This window comes from Pseudomonas sp. AN3A02 (assembly GCF_011765255.1).
Taxonomy (GTDB): domain Bacteria; phylum Pseudomonadota; class Gammaproteobacteria; order Pseudomonadales; family Pseudomonadaceae; genus Aquipseudomonas.
Map to the genome: position 1 here is coordinate 264,981 of NZ_JAARNI010000005.1, position 13,658 is coordinate 278,638.

A 13,658-nucleotide genomic window follows, 5' to 3' on the forward strand; every position below is an offset into this window, starting at 1 on the left:
TTACTCGCCGACTTTGCCGCCTTTCTGATCGCACATCGCTTTGCTCATCGACAAGAAGCCCTGGCCTTTGCAAGAGCCCATGCCTTTGCACGCGTGGTCTTTGGTCTTGCAATCGTTCTGGCCTTTGCAAGCGTTGACGCCATAGCAATGGACCTGGGCGTCTGCTGCCTGCACCTGAGTGGCAACACCGGCAAACATGCCAGCAGCGGCGATAGCGAGGGCGGCACCAGCAGCAGCGGATTTGATGTTCATTGTGTATTCCTCATGATCGGTAGTGGAGTCGGTCTGAACGGATTGTTCAGTCTCGACATAGCACTAGAGTGAGGTCCCCCAATAGCGTTACAGCGAGACTGAAAAATTTATTCCTCAAGTTTCAATAACGGCTCCTGGAACCGCAACAGACGCCCCGCATTGCCCAGCACCAGCAGCGTACTGAGGTTGTGCAACACCGCCGCAATCATCGCTCCCGCCGCGCCCAACCAGCCGAATGCGGCGAACACCACGATCGCCAGCGTCCAGCCCAGGCCGATGATCACATTGACCTGCAGCGTGTGCCGGCACTGGCGACTCAAGCGCACACAGGTACCCAAGCGCCGCAGGTCGCTGCCGATCAGCACCACGTCCGCCGACGCCAGGGCGATATCCGCCCCGCCAGCGCCCATCGCCACACCGACCACGCCGGCCTTGAGCGCCAGGGAATCGTTGATCCCGTCGCCCACCACCATCGGCCGGAAACCGCTGCCGATTTCCCCCAGCACTCGGTTGAGCTTGTCTTCCGGCAAGGCCTGGGCTTCGACGTCGCTGATGCCCACTTCCAACGCCAGGCTGTCGGCCACGCTTTGGCGGTCGCCGGTCAGCAGCAGTTGGCGACCGAGGCCCAGTTCACGCAGCTCCTTCATGGCCTGGCGGGCTTCAGGTTTCACGCTGTCCGCCAGCAGCAGCCAAGCGAGGAATTGCCCGTTCAACGCGAGCCCGGCAATCGGGCCGTCGTGATTGGGGACCGCCGTGGTCGCGATGCCCAATTGCTCAAACAATTCCGGCCGACCGAGGGCGGCTTCGCCCTGCCCGGTCTGCGCGACCACACCGAGGCCCTGGCGCTCGCGAATATCCGACAGCACCAGCATTTGTTCCTGAGTCGCCAGCCCCGCCAATGCCCGGCTGACCGGGTGGCTGCTGGCCGAGCCGAGGCTGGCCGCAAGGTTGAGCAGCACTTGCCGATCCGGTTCGCGGGTGTCGATGGACTGCAAACGCAGGGTGCCAAACGTCAGGGTGCCGGTCTTGTCGACCACCAGTGACGTCAGGTCCGCCAATTCCTCGAGAAACGCCGAGCTGCGAATCAGAATGCCGTGACGCGCCGCCACCGCAATGCCTGCAATCGCCGTGGCCGGTGCCGACAACACCAATGCACACGGGCACGCCGCCACCAGCACCGCGAGCATCGCCTGGGCGTCGTTGGTGACAAACCAGGTGACCGCCGCCAGCAACAACACCAGCACCATGTAGCTGCCGGCGTAGCGCTCCAGCAATCGAGTGATCGGCGGCTTGGAACGTTCGGCGCTCTGCATCAGCGCGATGACTTTGCCCAGGGTCGACTCATTGCCGGTGCGGGTCACTTCCAGGCGCAGCAAGCCGTCGAGGTTGATCGCGCCACCAAACACCTGCACGCCAACACTCGCTTCCAGCGGCACCGATTCGCCAGTGATCGGCGCAGTGTCCAGGCTGGCCTGGCCCGACAGCACCACGCCATCGGCGGGCACCCGGTCACCGGCACGCACTTCGACGATATCGCCGGTCTTCAGGATGCCGTTGTCGACTTCCAGAATGGTCCCGTCAACCTGCACCAGGCGCGCATGGCTGCGGGTCAGTTTGCCCAGGGCATGAATCGCTTCCTGGGAACCGATGACGCTGCGCTCTTCCAGCACATGGCCGAAGATCATGATGATCGGCAGCAGCGCCGCGGTCAGCAGGTCACCGGTAGCCCAGGCGCCGAGCATGGCCAGTGCGATCAGTTGGTCGGTGATGCCATGCAGGCTCGGATAACGCAGGCTGTACCAGGCCGAGCGCATCACGGGCACGGCCACCAGCAACGAGGCGACGCCCAGCAGCAGTTGGCTGACGCCAGTCTGGTCCGGCGCCAGCCAGCGCCATACCAGGCCCAGGCTGAGCAAGCCCAAGGCGAGCATCGCCAGGGTCAGTTGCCGGGCGGCGCTGCGTTGTTCGGCCGATGAAAGCATCGGGGCGGCGTGGGCGGTCATTGTTCGGCTCCCTGAATGATCAGGCGGGAATCGTCTTTAGGGTCGACCGTAGTCACGGAACCGGCCTGGCCGAAAATCTTCGGCAGGCGCTCACGGTACAGGCGCAGCAACAGGCCGGGGTCTTTGACTTGGGCCAGGCTGGCGACGGTGGCAGTTTGCGCTTGGGCGTTGGCCAGGCGCTCGCTGGCCTGGGCGTGGGCTACTTGTACGGCGCGGTCGGCGTCCTGATTGGCGGTCTGGGTGAGTTTTTCAGCGTCTGTGCGGGCGTTGGCCACCGCCTTGTCGGCTTGCTGGCTGGCGGTCAGCACCGCGTTGAAAGCGTTGACCGCCGGGCCCGGCAGGCTTGATTGCACGTCGACACGGGTGACTTCGATGCCCAGGCCAAGGCCGGTGGACGTCAGGTCAGCCAGGCGTTGATTGATGCCTCGCACCAGATCACCACGCAGCCGTTCGCGGCGTTCGGCAGCCTGGTTGTCGGCGCCGATCAGCTCGGGGCGCGCCACCAGAATGGTGTCCAGGTCTCGCGCAGCGGTCAGCACCACGGCGCTACGGGTGACCAGTCGATCCAAGGCCGGCAGCACGTGATCGGCCTGCAACACAAACGCGTAGGGCTCGGTGACCTTATAGAAGACCCGCACATCCAGCTGCACCACGCCGGCATCACCGGTCAGCAGGTAACCGGAGCCGGCCAGGGCATCGCTCAGCGGCGTGGCAAAACTGGCCACGCGATCGGCTTGAGTGGCCGCATCGGAACGCAGCAGGTTTTCCACCCGGCGCTCGATCACTCGATCGGCGGCCGGCAACAGCACCACTTGTTCAAACGGACGCGGCCAGGCCAGCAGCAGCCCGGCATTCTGAATCCGGTCCAGCGCGCCGAAGTGCAACACCACGGCGCGGTTCTGCGGGTCGATCTGCCGCACGTTGGAAAATGCCCACGCCAGCGCGGCCAATACCGTCACCGCATACAGCGCCAGGAACGTCAGCCGTCCAGCCTGGATCCACGGGCTGTCGAGGCTTTCCCGCTCACTCATGGCTGAATATCCTTGGGCCCGTCCACCAATGCGCGGAACGGCGCGGCGTCGGTGCGCAGGATGATTTTGGTACCCGGCGTGACCACTGTGCCGAGGGTGTCGAGGGAACGCAGCAGGTTGTACAACTGCGGATTGCCGGCATAGGCACGGCCATAAATCTGCGCGGCTTCGACCCGGGATTGCGCTTCGATATCGGCGGCTTTCACCGTGGCGTCGGCCTGGACGATCCGCGCATCACGCTCGGCAGCCGAACGAATCTGTGCCGCCTCACGCTTGCCCACGGCGGTGCGTTCAGTGGCGATGGTCTCGCGCTCGGCACGCATGCGGTCGACAGTGGCGGCCAGGGTCACCGACGGCAAGGTCAGCCGTTCAACACCGACCTGCACCACGCGCACGCCATAGGTGGTGAGCAATTGTTGATCAATCTGCTGGCGCAGTTGCGCTTCAAAATCAGCGATCCGAACTTGGCTGGCATCGGTGTTCACCAGGTTGGCCAGGTCGAAACTGGCGGCGGTGGTTTCCAGCGCCGAGCCGACAAAGGTGCGAATCTGCCGCGCCGCTTCATCCGGCTGGTTCTGCACTGCACGCATAAAGCGCTGCACGTTGTCGGGGTCGCCCTGCACCTGCCAGGCCACATAGGCCTGCACGATGATCCGCAGGCCATCGCGGGTGCCCACATCCTGCAAACCGCTGGAGGTGGTGCGCAGGCGCAGGTCCACCGGGATCGCCGCTTCGAACGGCGCCGGCCAGCGCCAGCCCAGGCCCGGTTCCAGCAATACCCGCGACGGGTTGCCGAAGCGGGTAATCACCGTGGCTTCACCGGAACGCACCTGCACCAGGCTCGCCGCGGCGACGGCGAACAGCACCAGCAACACCGCCCAGCCCATACGCCGCCAAGGGAACGGGCCGGCTTCCTGTTCATCACCGTGATGGTGATGATGGTGGCCGTGGTGGTGACCATGGCCTGCGTGATCATGAGAATGAGCGCTCAACAGATGAACTCCTTATTGAACGGCTTTACGCGGTACCGTGGGGTCGGCCGGTAAGGTAAAGGAACGCAGATCGATGGTCGGTGCGCCACTGGCGCCCAGGCGATGATCAAGAATGAGTAATTTGGCGTGGGCCAGGCCCTGGCTAAGTTGGCTCAGGTACTGCTCCAGCACGAAGGCCTGGCCCGCTTGCTGATAGGCCTTTTGTTCGGCGCTGAAACGCAGATCCGCCGCCTGGGCGCCAGCACTGACTTCATGGGCCGTGGCCTGGGCCTGGTCGCGGGCGGTACTGGCTTGCAGCAATGCCTGGTTGGTTTGCTCGCTGGCAGCGCCGCGCTCCCGTGAAATCAGTGCCTGGGCGCCGATCTGCGCAGCTTGCACTGCGTGATAGGCGTTGGCCGCACCGGACGGCGGGTGAATGGCTTCCACCACGGTGGCGAGAATTTCCACGCCGCTGTCGAGTGTCTTCAGGTCCGCTTGCACTGCCTTGCCAATTTCATCAGCGAGGCTGTTGCGTTCTTCACCCAGCAATTCGTCGAGGGTTCGCGAGGCAAATTCATGCACCAGGATGCGGCTGGCGGTGCTGCGGATGAGCGTGGGCACGTCGGCACTGTTATAGGTGGCGGCGAGTGCGGCCTGGTCGGTCAGGCCGATGCGGTACACGAAGCGCACATCCATATTGACGATCTGGAAGCTCTGCTTGTCGCCGCTGCTGCTGGCGATGACCTGGGATTTGTCATTCACATGGCTCGCATCCCACAGGCGGTTGGCGATCAACGGTGCCGGGCCTTCGGCGGGGGCTACGTCGGGCGTAGCCGCTTCGCCAACGCTGGTGGCCAACTCATGGACCACGCCGTTTTCCACGTTCAGCACGCGGCCCAGCGGCCAGGGTAATCCGGCATGCAGGCCAGGCCCGAAGACTTCCACCGGCTTGCCAAAGCGTTCATAAATCCCACGACTTTGCAGGGCGACTTCATGCACGCCGGTCAGCAACCAACCTACGGCCAGCACCACCACCAGCACCGGCAGGAACGCCCGGCGCATGTAGGTAAAGGCCCAGATCTGTCGCAGGTCGATGCCGAAACGGTTGTGCAGTTCGTGCTGCAAGGCGAGCAACGGTTGCGGCGGCCAGCGCAGCATCCCGGCGATAAAACTTTGCGCCATCAGGCGCGGTTCAAGGCGCTCCTGACGCGGGCTGAACAGCGACAGCAAGCCTCTTAGCAGAAACTCCAGCGCCACCAGGATCGGCAACAGACCGATCAACACGGCCAGGCGCAACGGCCACACGGATTCTTCACCGGCAAACAGCAGACAAATCGCACTGATCACCAGGCAGATAATCGCCACTCGGCTCAATTGCGCGAGTTGCGTGGCTTCCGGCCATTGGGCGGTGCTTTCCTGGGCCATGCGCCGTTCAAACACCAGCAAGCCGAACGCCAGTGCCAAGGCAATGGCCGCGCCGACACTGGCAGCCTGGCCCACCGCCGCAGCGGGCAAGGTCAGGCTCCAGAATTCCAGCACGCTGAACAGCGCCAGCAACGACCAGCCGCACAGCCAGAACACCGGTGCGCCAATCTGCACCAGCAAGCCATTACCGACGCGACCGAACTGGCGGTTAAGCCAGCCAGGTTCTTCTTGTGGCAGTGGCTGTTCCATCAGCCGCGCAGCCGGCTCCTCCAGCGCCATAGCCCGCCAATCCGCGACCCACCACGCCGACTGAATACCGGCCACCAGCACCAGCAACGCCGAGGCGCAGTTGATCAGCACCACCGGCCAGATCGACAGCGGGGCGAACAGCGCCACAAACAGAGCCAGCATCCAGCCGCCGACCGCCAGCACCGTCAGGCCAATGCCGGCCTGCCTTAGACGGCGGGCATGAAACAACCCTTGCTGAAACCGCGGCAACCCTTCGATGGCCACGTCATCAGCGTCTAAATCCACTCGCATCCCCAAACGCCCACCCAGAAACAATTAGTTACTCTATAACCCGAAGCGTGAAATTTTTGTTTGGTTTCACACAGATAGTGACGAAAGCCCCAGAAACAGGAGCCATCACTGGTTTCAGCCGTGATAAATCGGCACACTCCCCAGAGTTTTTCGCGGGCTTACGGACAAGGAAGCGTCACTCCCCATGATTTCGATCTATCAGCTTAAACCGCGTTTTCAGAACCTGCTGCGCCCGCTGGTGCAGCGCCTCTACGACAACGGCACCACCGCCAACCAGATCACCGTGCTGGCCGGGGTAGTTTCCCTGCTGGTGGGATTGCTGATTGCCGGCTTCGCCCAGCATGTGTGGCTGTTTGCGCTGATCCCGCTGTGGATGATCCTGCGCATGGCCCTCAATGCCATCGACGGCATGCTCGCCCGGGAATTCGGCCAGCAGTCGCGACTCGGCGCCTACCTCAATGAACTGTGTGACGTGATCGCCGACAGCGCGCTGATCCTGCCGTTTGCGCTGATCCCCGAGGTCAGCCTGGCGCCGGTGTTGCTGGTGACACTGCTGGCGGTGTTCAGCGAATACGCCGGCGTGCTCGGGCCGATGGTCGGGGCCTCGCGGCGCTACGACGGGCCCATGGGCAAGAGCGATCGGGCATTTGTGCTCGGGGTGCTGGCCACCGGCGTGGCGCTGGGCTGGCTCGGTGCCGGTTGGGTCGATGCGGTGATGTGGCTGGTCGCGGCCTTGTTGGCCTACACCTTGGTCAACCGCGTGCGCCAAGGCCTCAAAGAACAACAAACCTCCCCTTCTGCATAAGGATTTTGCGATGCGTGAACAGCAAGAGCACACCTTCAGCACCCATGACGGGGTGGAGCTTTTCTACCGTCATTGGCCCGCCTCCGCGCCCGCGGGCTTTGCACCCCGCAAGGCGATTTTGCTGTTCCATCGCGGCCACGAACACTCCGGGCGCATCGCCCACCTGGTGGACGAACTGAACCTGCCGGAGTTCGACTTCTTCGCCTGGGACGCCCGTGGCCACGGCCAATCCCCCGGCGCGCGCGGCGACAGCCCGAGCTTCGCCACCAGTGCGCGGGACGTGCAGACCTTCGTTGACCATATCGGCGGCACCTACGGCATTGAGGAAGAAAACCTCGCGGTGATCGCCCAGAGTGTCGGCGCAGTGATCGCGGCCACTTGGGTGCACGACTACGCGCCGAAGATCCGCTCGTTGGTGCTCGCCTCGCCCGCGTTCAAGGTCAAGCTCTACGTGCCCTTCGCCCGGCCGGGCCTGGCGCTGATGCGCAAGTTTCGCGGCAATTTTTTCGTCAACAGTTACGTCAAGGCCAAGTTCCTGAGCCATGACCCGGAGCGCGTGGCGTCCTACGACAGCGATCCGCTGATCACCAAAGCCATTTCCGTAAATGTGCTGCTGGGCCTGTACGAAGCCGCCGACCGGGTTGTAGCCGATGCCCAGGCAATCCAGGTGCCGACCCAACTGCTGATCTCCGGCTCGGACTTTGTGGTGCATCGCAAACCCCAGCAGCAGTTTTTCGACCGCCTGGGCAGCCTGAAAAAAGAACTGCACATCCTCCCCGGCTTCTTCCACGACACCCTCGGTGAACGTGACCGCGCCGTGGCCTTGAGCAGCGCCCGGCGCTTTATCCTGCAGAACTTCGAACACCCGCTGGACCGCGCCTCCTTGCTGGATGCCGACAAGATCGGCCTGACCTGCGCCGAATCCGAATCCCTGGCCGCGCCGTTGCCACGCAACTCCCTGCGCGACCTCTACTGGCGCATGACCCGCGCCAGCATGGGCCTGGGCAGCAAACTGTCGGATGGCGTGAAGCTCGGTTTCGACACCGGCTTCGACTCCGGCAGCACCCTGGACTACGTGTACCGCAACACACCCACCGGCAAAGGCGGGCTAGGGCGGATGATCGACACCAATTACCTCAACTCCATCGGCTGGCGCGGTATTCGTCAGCGCAAGTTGAACGTGGAAGAGCTGCTGCGCCTGGCGATGGCCAACCTGCGGGACGAGCAGCGCGAAGTGCGCATCGTCGACATCGCTGCCGGGCATGGTCGGTACATTCTGGAAGCCTTGCAGGGCGTTTCGCCGTTGCCGGAATCGATCCTGCTTCGGGACTACAGCGATATCAACGTGCGCGACGGTGGCGCGCTGATTCGTGAAAAAGGCCTGGGAGACATCGCCCAGTTCGTCAAAGGCGATGCGTTTGACCGGGCGGACCTGGCAGCGCTGGAGCCCAAGCCGACGCTGGCGGTGGTGTCCGGGCTGTATGAACTGTTCGCGGATAACGCGATGGTCGGTGGTTCGCTCGCCGGTTTGGCCGAGGCCGTCGAGCCCGGTGGCTATTTGGTGTACACCGGCCAACCGTGGCACCCGCAACTGGAACTGATCGCCCGCGCCCTCACCAGCCACCGTCAGGGCCAGGCCTGGGTAATGCGCCGGCGCAGCCAGGCAGAGATGGACCAACTGGTGGAAGCCGCCGGTTTTCGCAAGATCACCCAGCGTGTGGATGAGTGGGGGATTTTCAGCGTGTCCCTGGCACAGCGAGTCTGACCCATGCGTGAACCGGGCCTGTTAAAACCAGCGGTGCTGTGGCTGCTGCTGTTGGCGCCGCTGTTTTTCAGCACCTACGGCTTTGCTACATGGGTCACCAGCCAGCGCAGCGACGTGGGCACGATGGTGTTCGGCTGGGAAACCCATATTCCGTTCTGGGCCTGGACCATCGTGCCCTACTGGTCGATCGACCTGCTCTACGGTTTTTCCCTGTTGCTGCCCAGCACCCGCCATGAGTTGAAGCAACACGCCTTGCGCCTGCTGACAGCGCAAGTGATCGCCGTCACCTGCTTCCTGATCTGGCCACTGCGCTTCACCTTCGAAAGGCCGGAACTGGACGGAGTGTTCGGCTGGCTGTTTGCGGTACTCGCCGGGTTCGACAAGCCGTTCAACCAGGCACCATCGCTGCACATCGCTCTGCTGGTGGTGCTGTGGATAATGTACCAGCGGCATAGCCGGGGCCTTTGGCGCTGGGTGGTGCATGGCTGGTTTGCGTTGATCGGCCTTTCGGTACTGACCACTTATCAACATCACTTTATCGACTTACCCACAGGCGCCCTCGCCGGTTGGCTGTGCGTGTGGCTATGGCCACTGGAACATCCGAGCCCGCTGCTGAATGCCCACCTGACCCGGGACCGGCAGCGTTGGCGGCTGGGGTTGCGCTATGGCTTCGGGGCTTTGGTGTGTTTGATCCTCGCGTTTACCCTCGGTGGCGGTTGGTTGTGGCTGCTTTGGCCAGCGGTTTCCCTCGGGTTGCTTAAGGCGAATTACCTGGTGTTGGGTGTTTCGGGCTTTCAGAAGCGCACTGATGGACGACTCAGCCCGGCGGTGCGCTGGTTGTTGGCGCCTTATCTCATAGCCGCCTGGATCAATTCCCGCCTGTGGACACGTAAACATCCACAGCCCGATCAGGTTGTGGATAACGTTTGGCTCGGGCGTATTCCCACCGGCGGCGAACTGGGGTCATTTAAGGCCGTGGTCGATCTTTGCGCCGAGTTACCGATTAATCCACAGGGCCGCGCCTATTACAGCCTGCCGGTGCTCGACCTGACAGCGCCCACTCCTGCGCAATGCCTGGAAGCCGCTCAAGCTATTGAACGGTTGCGCCCAGCCGGCCCATTGCTAGTGTGCTGCGCCCTGGGTTACTCGCGCAGTGCCACCGCCGTGGCCGCATGGCTGCTCCACAGCGGGCGCGCACGTAACGTCGATGAGGCAGTGGCTATTATTCGTACAGCACGCCCACGTGTGGTCCTGCATCCCGCTCACCGTGAAGCCCTGGAGGGTTTAGCCCATGCCCGTTGATATGGAATTACAGGTCGTCGCCAGCCTGCTGCGCCGTGGCCGTTCCCTGGATCAGTTATCCACAGGCCTGACCTTGCTCGGCGTACTGTTCGGCCTGGCGCAACTGCTGATGGCCAGCATCACGCCGATCTGCCTGGTCCTCAGCCTGTGGATGATTGTGCTCGGGCTGCTGCAAAAATACTGGGCGCTGCGGGTGGCCTTCGACGCCGACCTGTTCGCCCTGCTGGCCCGCGATACCGAGCGCACGCCCGATTTCGACCAGGCGATGCAAACCCTCGGCCTGCAATCCGCCAAACGCGCGGGTCGGCCGTGGACCGAACGCCGTCGCGGCGCCCTGAAACTGTTGCGCAAGCAAGCCTACCTGCTGGCGGCGCAAGTGCTGCTGACCGTGGCCGTCATCCTGGCCAGCCCTTGGCTGCCCTTCGCCGGATAAGGAATCCTCATGTTCGAACCTGTGGTCGCCACCCTGATTACCTCCATGGCCCGTACCGTCACCGGCGCCCGCAGCCTGTGGCTTGGCTGCGCGCCGGTGCCGGTGCAACGCATCTACTACGCCAACCACAGCAGCCACGGCGATTTCGTGCTGCTGTGGGCCTCGTTGCCACAGAACCTGCGTAAATTCACGCGCCCGGTGGCCGGCAGCGACTACTGGAATCAAAGCGCCCTGCGCCGTTACATCATCAACCGGGTGTTCAACGGCGTACTGATCGACCGCGAGCGCAAGGACCCTGTGGATAACCCCCTGCAACCGATGCTCCAGGCCCTGGAAAACGGCGACTCGCTGATCATCTTCCCCGAGGGCACGCGCAACCTGGAAGACGGACTTTTGCCGTTCAAAAGCGGGCTGTATCACCTGGCCAAGAGTTATCCACAAGCCGAATTGATTCCGGTGTGGATCGCCAACCTCAACCGGGTCATGCCCAAGGGCCGCGTACTGCCGCTGCCATTGCTGTGCACCACCAGCTTCGGCGCACCGCTGCAACTGGAGGACGGCGAAGACAAGGCGCTGTTCCTCGCCCGCACCCGCGAAGCCTTGCTCGCCCTCGCCCCGGAGCATTCCTGACATGGATAGCCAAACCCTGATGTTGTTCGGCGGGATCGGCGCGATCCTGGTGCTTGCCTCGCTGATCGGCCTGATCCTCAAACTGCGTACCCGTGGCACACCTAACGCGGTGATCGACAACCTCAACGCCCGCATCAACGCCTGGTGGGTGATGGTGGTGGTGATCGGCGTGGCCTTCTGGCTCGGCACCGGCGCGGTGATCCTGCTGTTCTACGCCGTGTCGTTCTATGCGCTGCGGGAATTCCTCACGCTGACGCCGACCCGTCGCAGCGATTACCCGGCGCTGGTGGCGGCTTTCTACCTGGCGCTGCCGCTGCAATACCTGCTGATCTACTTCGACTGGTACGGGCTGTTCTCGATCTTCATCCCGGTGTACGTGTTCCTGCTGCTGCCGATCCTTGCTTCATTGGGCGGTGACAGCACGCACTTCCTGGAACGGGCGTCGAAAGTGCAATGGGGGCTGATGATCGCGGTGTTCTGCGTGTCGTTCGTGCCGGCGCTGCTGACCCTGGACATCGTCGGCTACGAAGGCCGCAACCTGCTGCTGATCGCCTACCTGGTGATCGTGGTGCAGCTGTCGGACGTCTTGCAGTACGTGTGCGGCAAGCTGTTCGGCAAACACAAGATCGCGCCCAATTTGTCGCCGTCGAAAACGGTGGAAGGGTTTGTTGGCGGGATTTTGCTGTCGTCGCTGATCGGCGCAGCGCTGTGGTGGACCACACCGTTCAATCCCTGGCAGTCGTTCCTGATTGCGCTGCTGATCAACCTGCTGGGGTTTGCGGGCGGGATCGTGATGTCGGCAATCAAGCGCGATCGCGGCGTGAAAGATTGGGGGCACATGATCGAAGGCCACGGCGGGATGCTGGACCGGCTGGACTCGGTGTGTTTTGCGGCGCCGATTTTCTTTCATCTCGTACGCTACTGGTGGACTTGAAACCTCACTCCATGACCTTCCCCCCCGTAGCAGCTGTCGAGCTCCAGCGAGGCTGCGTCGGCCGCACCACCGACCTCAGACCGAGTCGCGCCCTACGCAGCCTCGCTAAAGCTCGACAGCTGCTACGAAGGGAGGGGAGTCTGATCGTTCCCACGCTCTGCGTGGGAATGCATCCGGTGACGCTCCGCGTCACGACTTTTAGAGCGGACGCGGAGCGTCCAGGGCGGCATTCCCACGCGGAGCGTGGGAACGATCTAGCCGGGAAGATGCCCCAACGGTAACGCCCCCGGGGTCTTCACCGTTTGAATCGCAAAGTTGCTGCGGATATCACTCACCCCCGGCAACTTCAACAAACTCCCGGTCAGGAACCGCTCATACCCGCGCAAATCCGGCACCACTACTTGCAGCAGGAAATCCGATTCCCCCGACACCAGAAACGCCGAAATCACCTGGGGCAACGCGGTCACTGCCAATCGAAACGCCTCTGCCTGTTCGTCGTTATGCCGCTCCACTTTGACCCCGACAAACACCGTCAGCCCCAACCCGACTTCATCCCGATCGAGACTTGCCTGGTAACCCCGAATCACCCCGGCCTCCTCCAACAACCGCACCCGGCGCAAACAGGGCGAGGCCGACAAGCCAATCTCATCCGCCAGTTGCACGTTGCTCAAGCGGCCGTCTCGTTGCAGGGCCTCAAGAATCTTGCGGTCAAACGCATCCAGTTTAAGATTTGGCATAAGTGAGGTGTTTCGCCCGGTAAAAGTGGCAGATTGTGCCAAAACTAGACGCCTTTCCGGTTAACTACGCAAGCACCTGCCCCGGCCTTCACCTCTAAAATTGCCCTACGAATCACGTACCGCAAGGGGCAGGCACATGGCAGAACTCTGGTTGTTTTTAGTCGCGCTGGCAGTGGTGTACCTGTTGCCCGGCCCGGACATGATCCTGCTGCTGCAAACCGGCGCCCGCCAGGGCAAGGCGATGGCGCTGGCAACCGCAGCAGGTTTGGGGCTGGCGCGGGCCTGCCACGTGGCACTGGCCGGGATGGGCCTGGCGACGTTGTTCAAGGTCGCGCCCTGGACCTTCGATGTGGTGCGCCTGGGCGGTGCGGCGTACCTGCTGTGGATCGGCGTGCAGTGCCTGCGCTCCAACCTGCTGCCCAACCTGAATACCGAGGACGGCCGGGCAGCGGCACATGCCTGGCGCGAAGCCTTTCAACGCGGCCTGTTGACCAACTTGCTCAACCCCAAGGCGCTGCTGTTCTGCTCCGTTTTGCTGCCGCAGTTCATTGATCCACACGGCGCTTCGGTGACGGCGCAGTTCGCAACGTTGGGCATAATTCTGGTGGCCGTCGGCCTGGCATTCGACAGTTGCTACGGCCTGGCCGGCGCCAGAATCGGCCGCTGGCTGCAGCGCAGCCCGTCCGCCCAACGCCTGCAACAATGGCTGTTTGGCAGTCTTTTGATCGGTTTTGCGATACGCCTCACCTTCGTACAGCAAGCCTGAGCAAAACGACGTGTTTTGCCGTCATCTTTTGTATTAAAGAGACGTGTAAGATACGCGACACATT

13 protein-coding genes are annotated in these 13,658 nt (G+C 62.9%); 7 read left to right on the top strand and 6 right to left on the bottom strand.

What is annotated here, in order from left to right; all coding sequences use genetic code 11:
- The 5 genes from HBJ59_RS20585 to hflK (HBJ59_RS20605) form a co-directional block, all read right to left on the bottom strand.
- Positions 1–252, bottom strand: coding sequence for a hypothetical protein (locus HBJ59_RS20585; protein ID WP_003213503.1), 252 nt, complete (start codon positions 250–252; stop codon positions 1–3).
- Between the two features lie 107 nt (positions 253–359).
- Positions 360–2,255, bottom strand: coding sequence for a cation-translocating P-type ATPase (locus HBJ59_RS20590; protein ID WP_167664593.1), 1,896 nt, complete (start codon positions 2,253–2,255; stop codon positions 360–362).
- Entirely contained in the window at positions 2,252–3,286 is a 1,035-nt protein-coding gene (hflK, locus tag HBJ59_RS20595) for a protease modulator HflK (RefSeq protein WP_167664594.1), read from the bottom strand. The genes HBJ59_RS20590 and hflK (HBJ59_RS20595) overlap by 4 nt, the downstream gene beginning before the upstream one ends.
- Complete coding sequence (gene hflC / locus HBJ59_RS20600; protein WP_167410192.1) at positions 3,283–4,281, bottom strand: protease modulator HflC; 999 nt, start codon at positions 4,279–4,281, stop codon at positions 3,283–3,285. Before hflC ends, hflK (HBJ59_RS20595) begins: the two co-directional genes overlap by 4 nt.
- 9 nt (positions 4,282–4,290) lie before the next feature.
- Complete coding sequence (hflK, locus tag HBJ59_RS20605) at positions 4,291–6,222, bottom strand: protease modulator HflK (protein WP_167664595.1); 1,932 nt, start codon at positions 6,220–6,222, stop codon at positions 4,291–4,293.
- A gap of 184 nt (positions 6,223–6,406) precedes the next feature.
- Here hflK (HBJ59_RS20605) and HBJ59_RS20610 point away from each other — a divergent pair, with 184 nt between their 5' ends.
- From HBJ59_RS20610 to HBJ59_RS20635, 6 genes are read left to right on the top strand one after another with little or no spacing between them, the layout of a single operon-like run.
- Complete coding sequence (locus HBJ59_RS20610; RefSeq protein WP_076013245.1) at positions 6,407–7,027, top strand: CDP-alcohol phosphatidyltransferase family protein; 621 nt, start codon at positions 6,407–6,409, stop codon at positions 7,025–7,027.
- A 10-nt stretch (positions 7,028–7,037) separates the two neighbouring features.
- Entirely contained in the window at positions 7,038–8,792 is a 1,755-nt protein-coding gene (locus HBJ59_RS20615; RefSeq protein WP_167664596.1) for a bifunctional alpha/beta hydrolase/class I SAM-dependent methyltransferase, read from the top strand.
- Positions 8,793–8,795: 3 nt separating this feature from the next.
- Entirely contained in the window at positions 8,796–10,094 is a 1,299-nt protein-coding gene (locus tag HBJ59_RS20620; RefSeq protein ID WP_167664597.1) for a phosphatase PAP2/dual specificity phosphatase family protein, read from the top strand.
- Entirely contained in the window at positions 10,084–10,527 is a 444-nt protein-coding gene (locus HBJ59_RS20625) for a hypothetical protein (protein ID WP_076013248.1), read from the top strand. The genes HBJ59_RS20620 and HBJ59_RS20625 overlap by 11 nt, the downstream gene beginning before the upstream one ends.
- A 9-nt stretch (positions 10,528–10,536) precedes the next feature.
- Entirely contained in the window at positions 10,537–11,157 is a 621-nt protein-coding gene (locus HBJ59_RS20630; RefSeq protein ID WP_167664598.1) for a 1-acyl-sn-glycerol-3-phosphate acyltransferase, read from the top strand.
- Position 11,158: 1 nt separating this feature from the next.
- Positions 11,159–12,091, top strand: coding sequence for a phosphatidate cytidylyltransferase (locus tag HBJ59_RS20635; RefSeq protein ID WP_063033761.1), 933 nt, complete (start codon positions 11,159–11,161; stop codon positions 12,089–12,091).
- Positions 12,092–12,345: 254 nt separating this feature from the next.
- Here the strand turns inward: HBJ59_RS20635 and HBJ59_RS20640 are convergent, their stop codons facing one another.
- Positions 12,346–12,828, bottom strand: a complete 483-nt coding sequence (locus HBJ59_RS20640) for an Lrp/AsnC family transcriptional regulator (protein WP_017477877.1) — start codon at positions 12,826–12,828, stop codon at positions 12,346–12,348.
- A gap of 136 nt (positions 12,829–12,964) precedes the next feature.
- Here HBJ59_RS20640 and HBJ59_RS20645 point away from each other — a divergent pair, with 136 nt between their 5' ends.
- A complete protein-coding gene (locus tag HBJ59_RS20645) occupies positions 12,965–13,594 on the top strand; it encodes a LysE family translocator (protein WP_167664599.1) in 630 nt (209 codons plus the stop codon).
- Positions 13,595–13,658 lie beyond the last annotated feature (64 nt).

Bases quoted from the DNA above. Each gene is read 5' to 3' on its own strand.
- HBJ59_RS20610 (WP_076013245.1), top strand. From the start codon at position 6,407: ATGATTTCGATCTATCAGCTTAAACCGCGTTTTCAGAACCTGCTGCGC.
- HBJ59_RS20590 (WP_167664593.1), bottom strand. From the start codon at position 2,255: ATGACCGCCCACGCCGCCCCGATGCTTTCATCGGCCGAACAACGCAGC.
- hflK (WP_167664594.1), bottom strand. From the start codon at position 3,286: ATGAGTGAGCGGGAAAGCCTCGACAGCCCGTGGATCCAGGCTGGACGG.
- HBJ59_RS20625 (WP_076013248.1), top strand. From the start codon at position 10,084: ATGCCCGTTGATATGGAATTACAGGTCGTCGCCAGCCTGCTGCGCCGT.
- HBJ59_RS20585 (WP_003213503.1), bottom strand. From the start codon at position 252: ATGAACATCAAATCCGCTGCTGCTGGTGCCGCCCTCGCTATCGCCGCT.
- hflK (WP_167664595.1), bottom strand. From the start codon at position 6,222: ATGCGAGTGGATTTAGACGCTGATGACGTGGCCATCGAAGGGTTGCCG.
- HBJ59_RS20645 (WP_167664599.1), top strand. From the start codon at position 12,965: ATGGCAGAACTCTGGTTGTTTTTAGTCGCGCTGGCAGTGGTGTACCTG.
- HBJ59_RS20635 (WP_063033761.1), top strand. From the start codon at position 11,159: ATGGATAGCCAAACCCTGATGTTGTTCGGCGGGATCGGCGCGATCCTG.
- HBJ59_RS20615 (WP_167664596.1), top strand. From the start codon at position 7,038: ATGCGTGAACAGCAAGAGCACACCTTCAGCACCCATGACGGGGTGGAG.
- HBJ59_RS20620 (WP_167664597.1), top strand. From the start codon at position 8,796: ATGCGTGAACCGGGCCTGTTAAAACCAGCGGTGCTGTGGCTGCTGCTG.
- HBJ59_RS20640 (WP_017477877.1), bottom strand. From the start codon at position 12,828: ATGCCAAATCTTAAACTGGATGCGTTTGACCGCAAGATTCTTGAGGCC.
- HBJ59_RS20630 (WP_167664598.1), top strand. From the start codon at position 10,537: ATGTTCGAACCTGTGGTCGCCACCCTGATTACCTCCATGGCCCGTACC.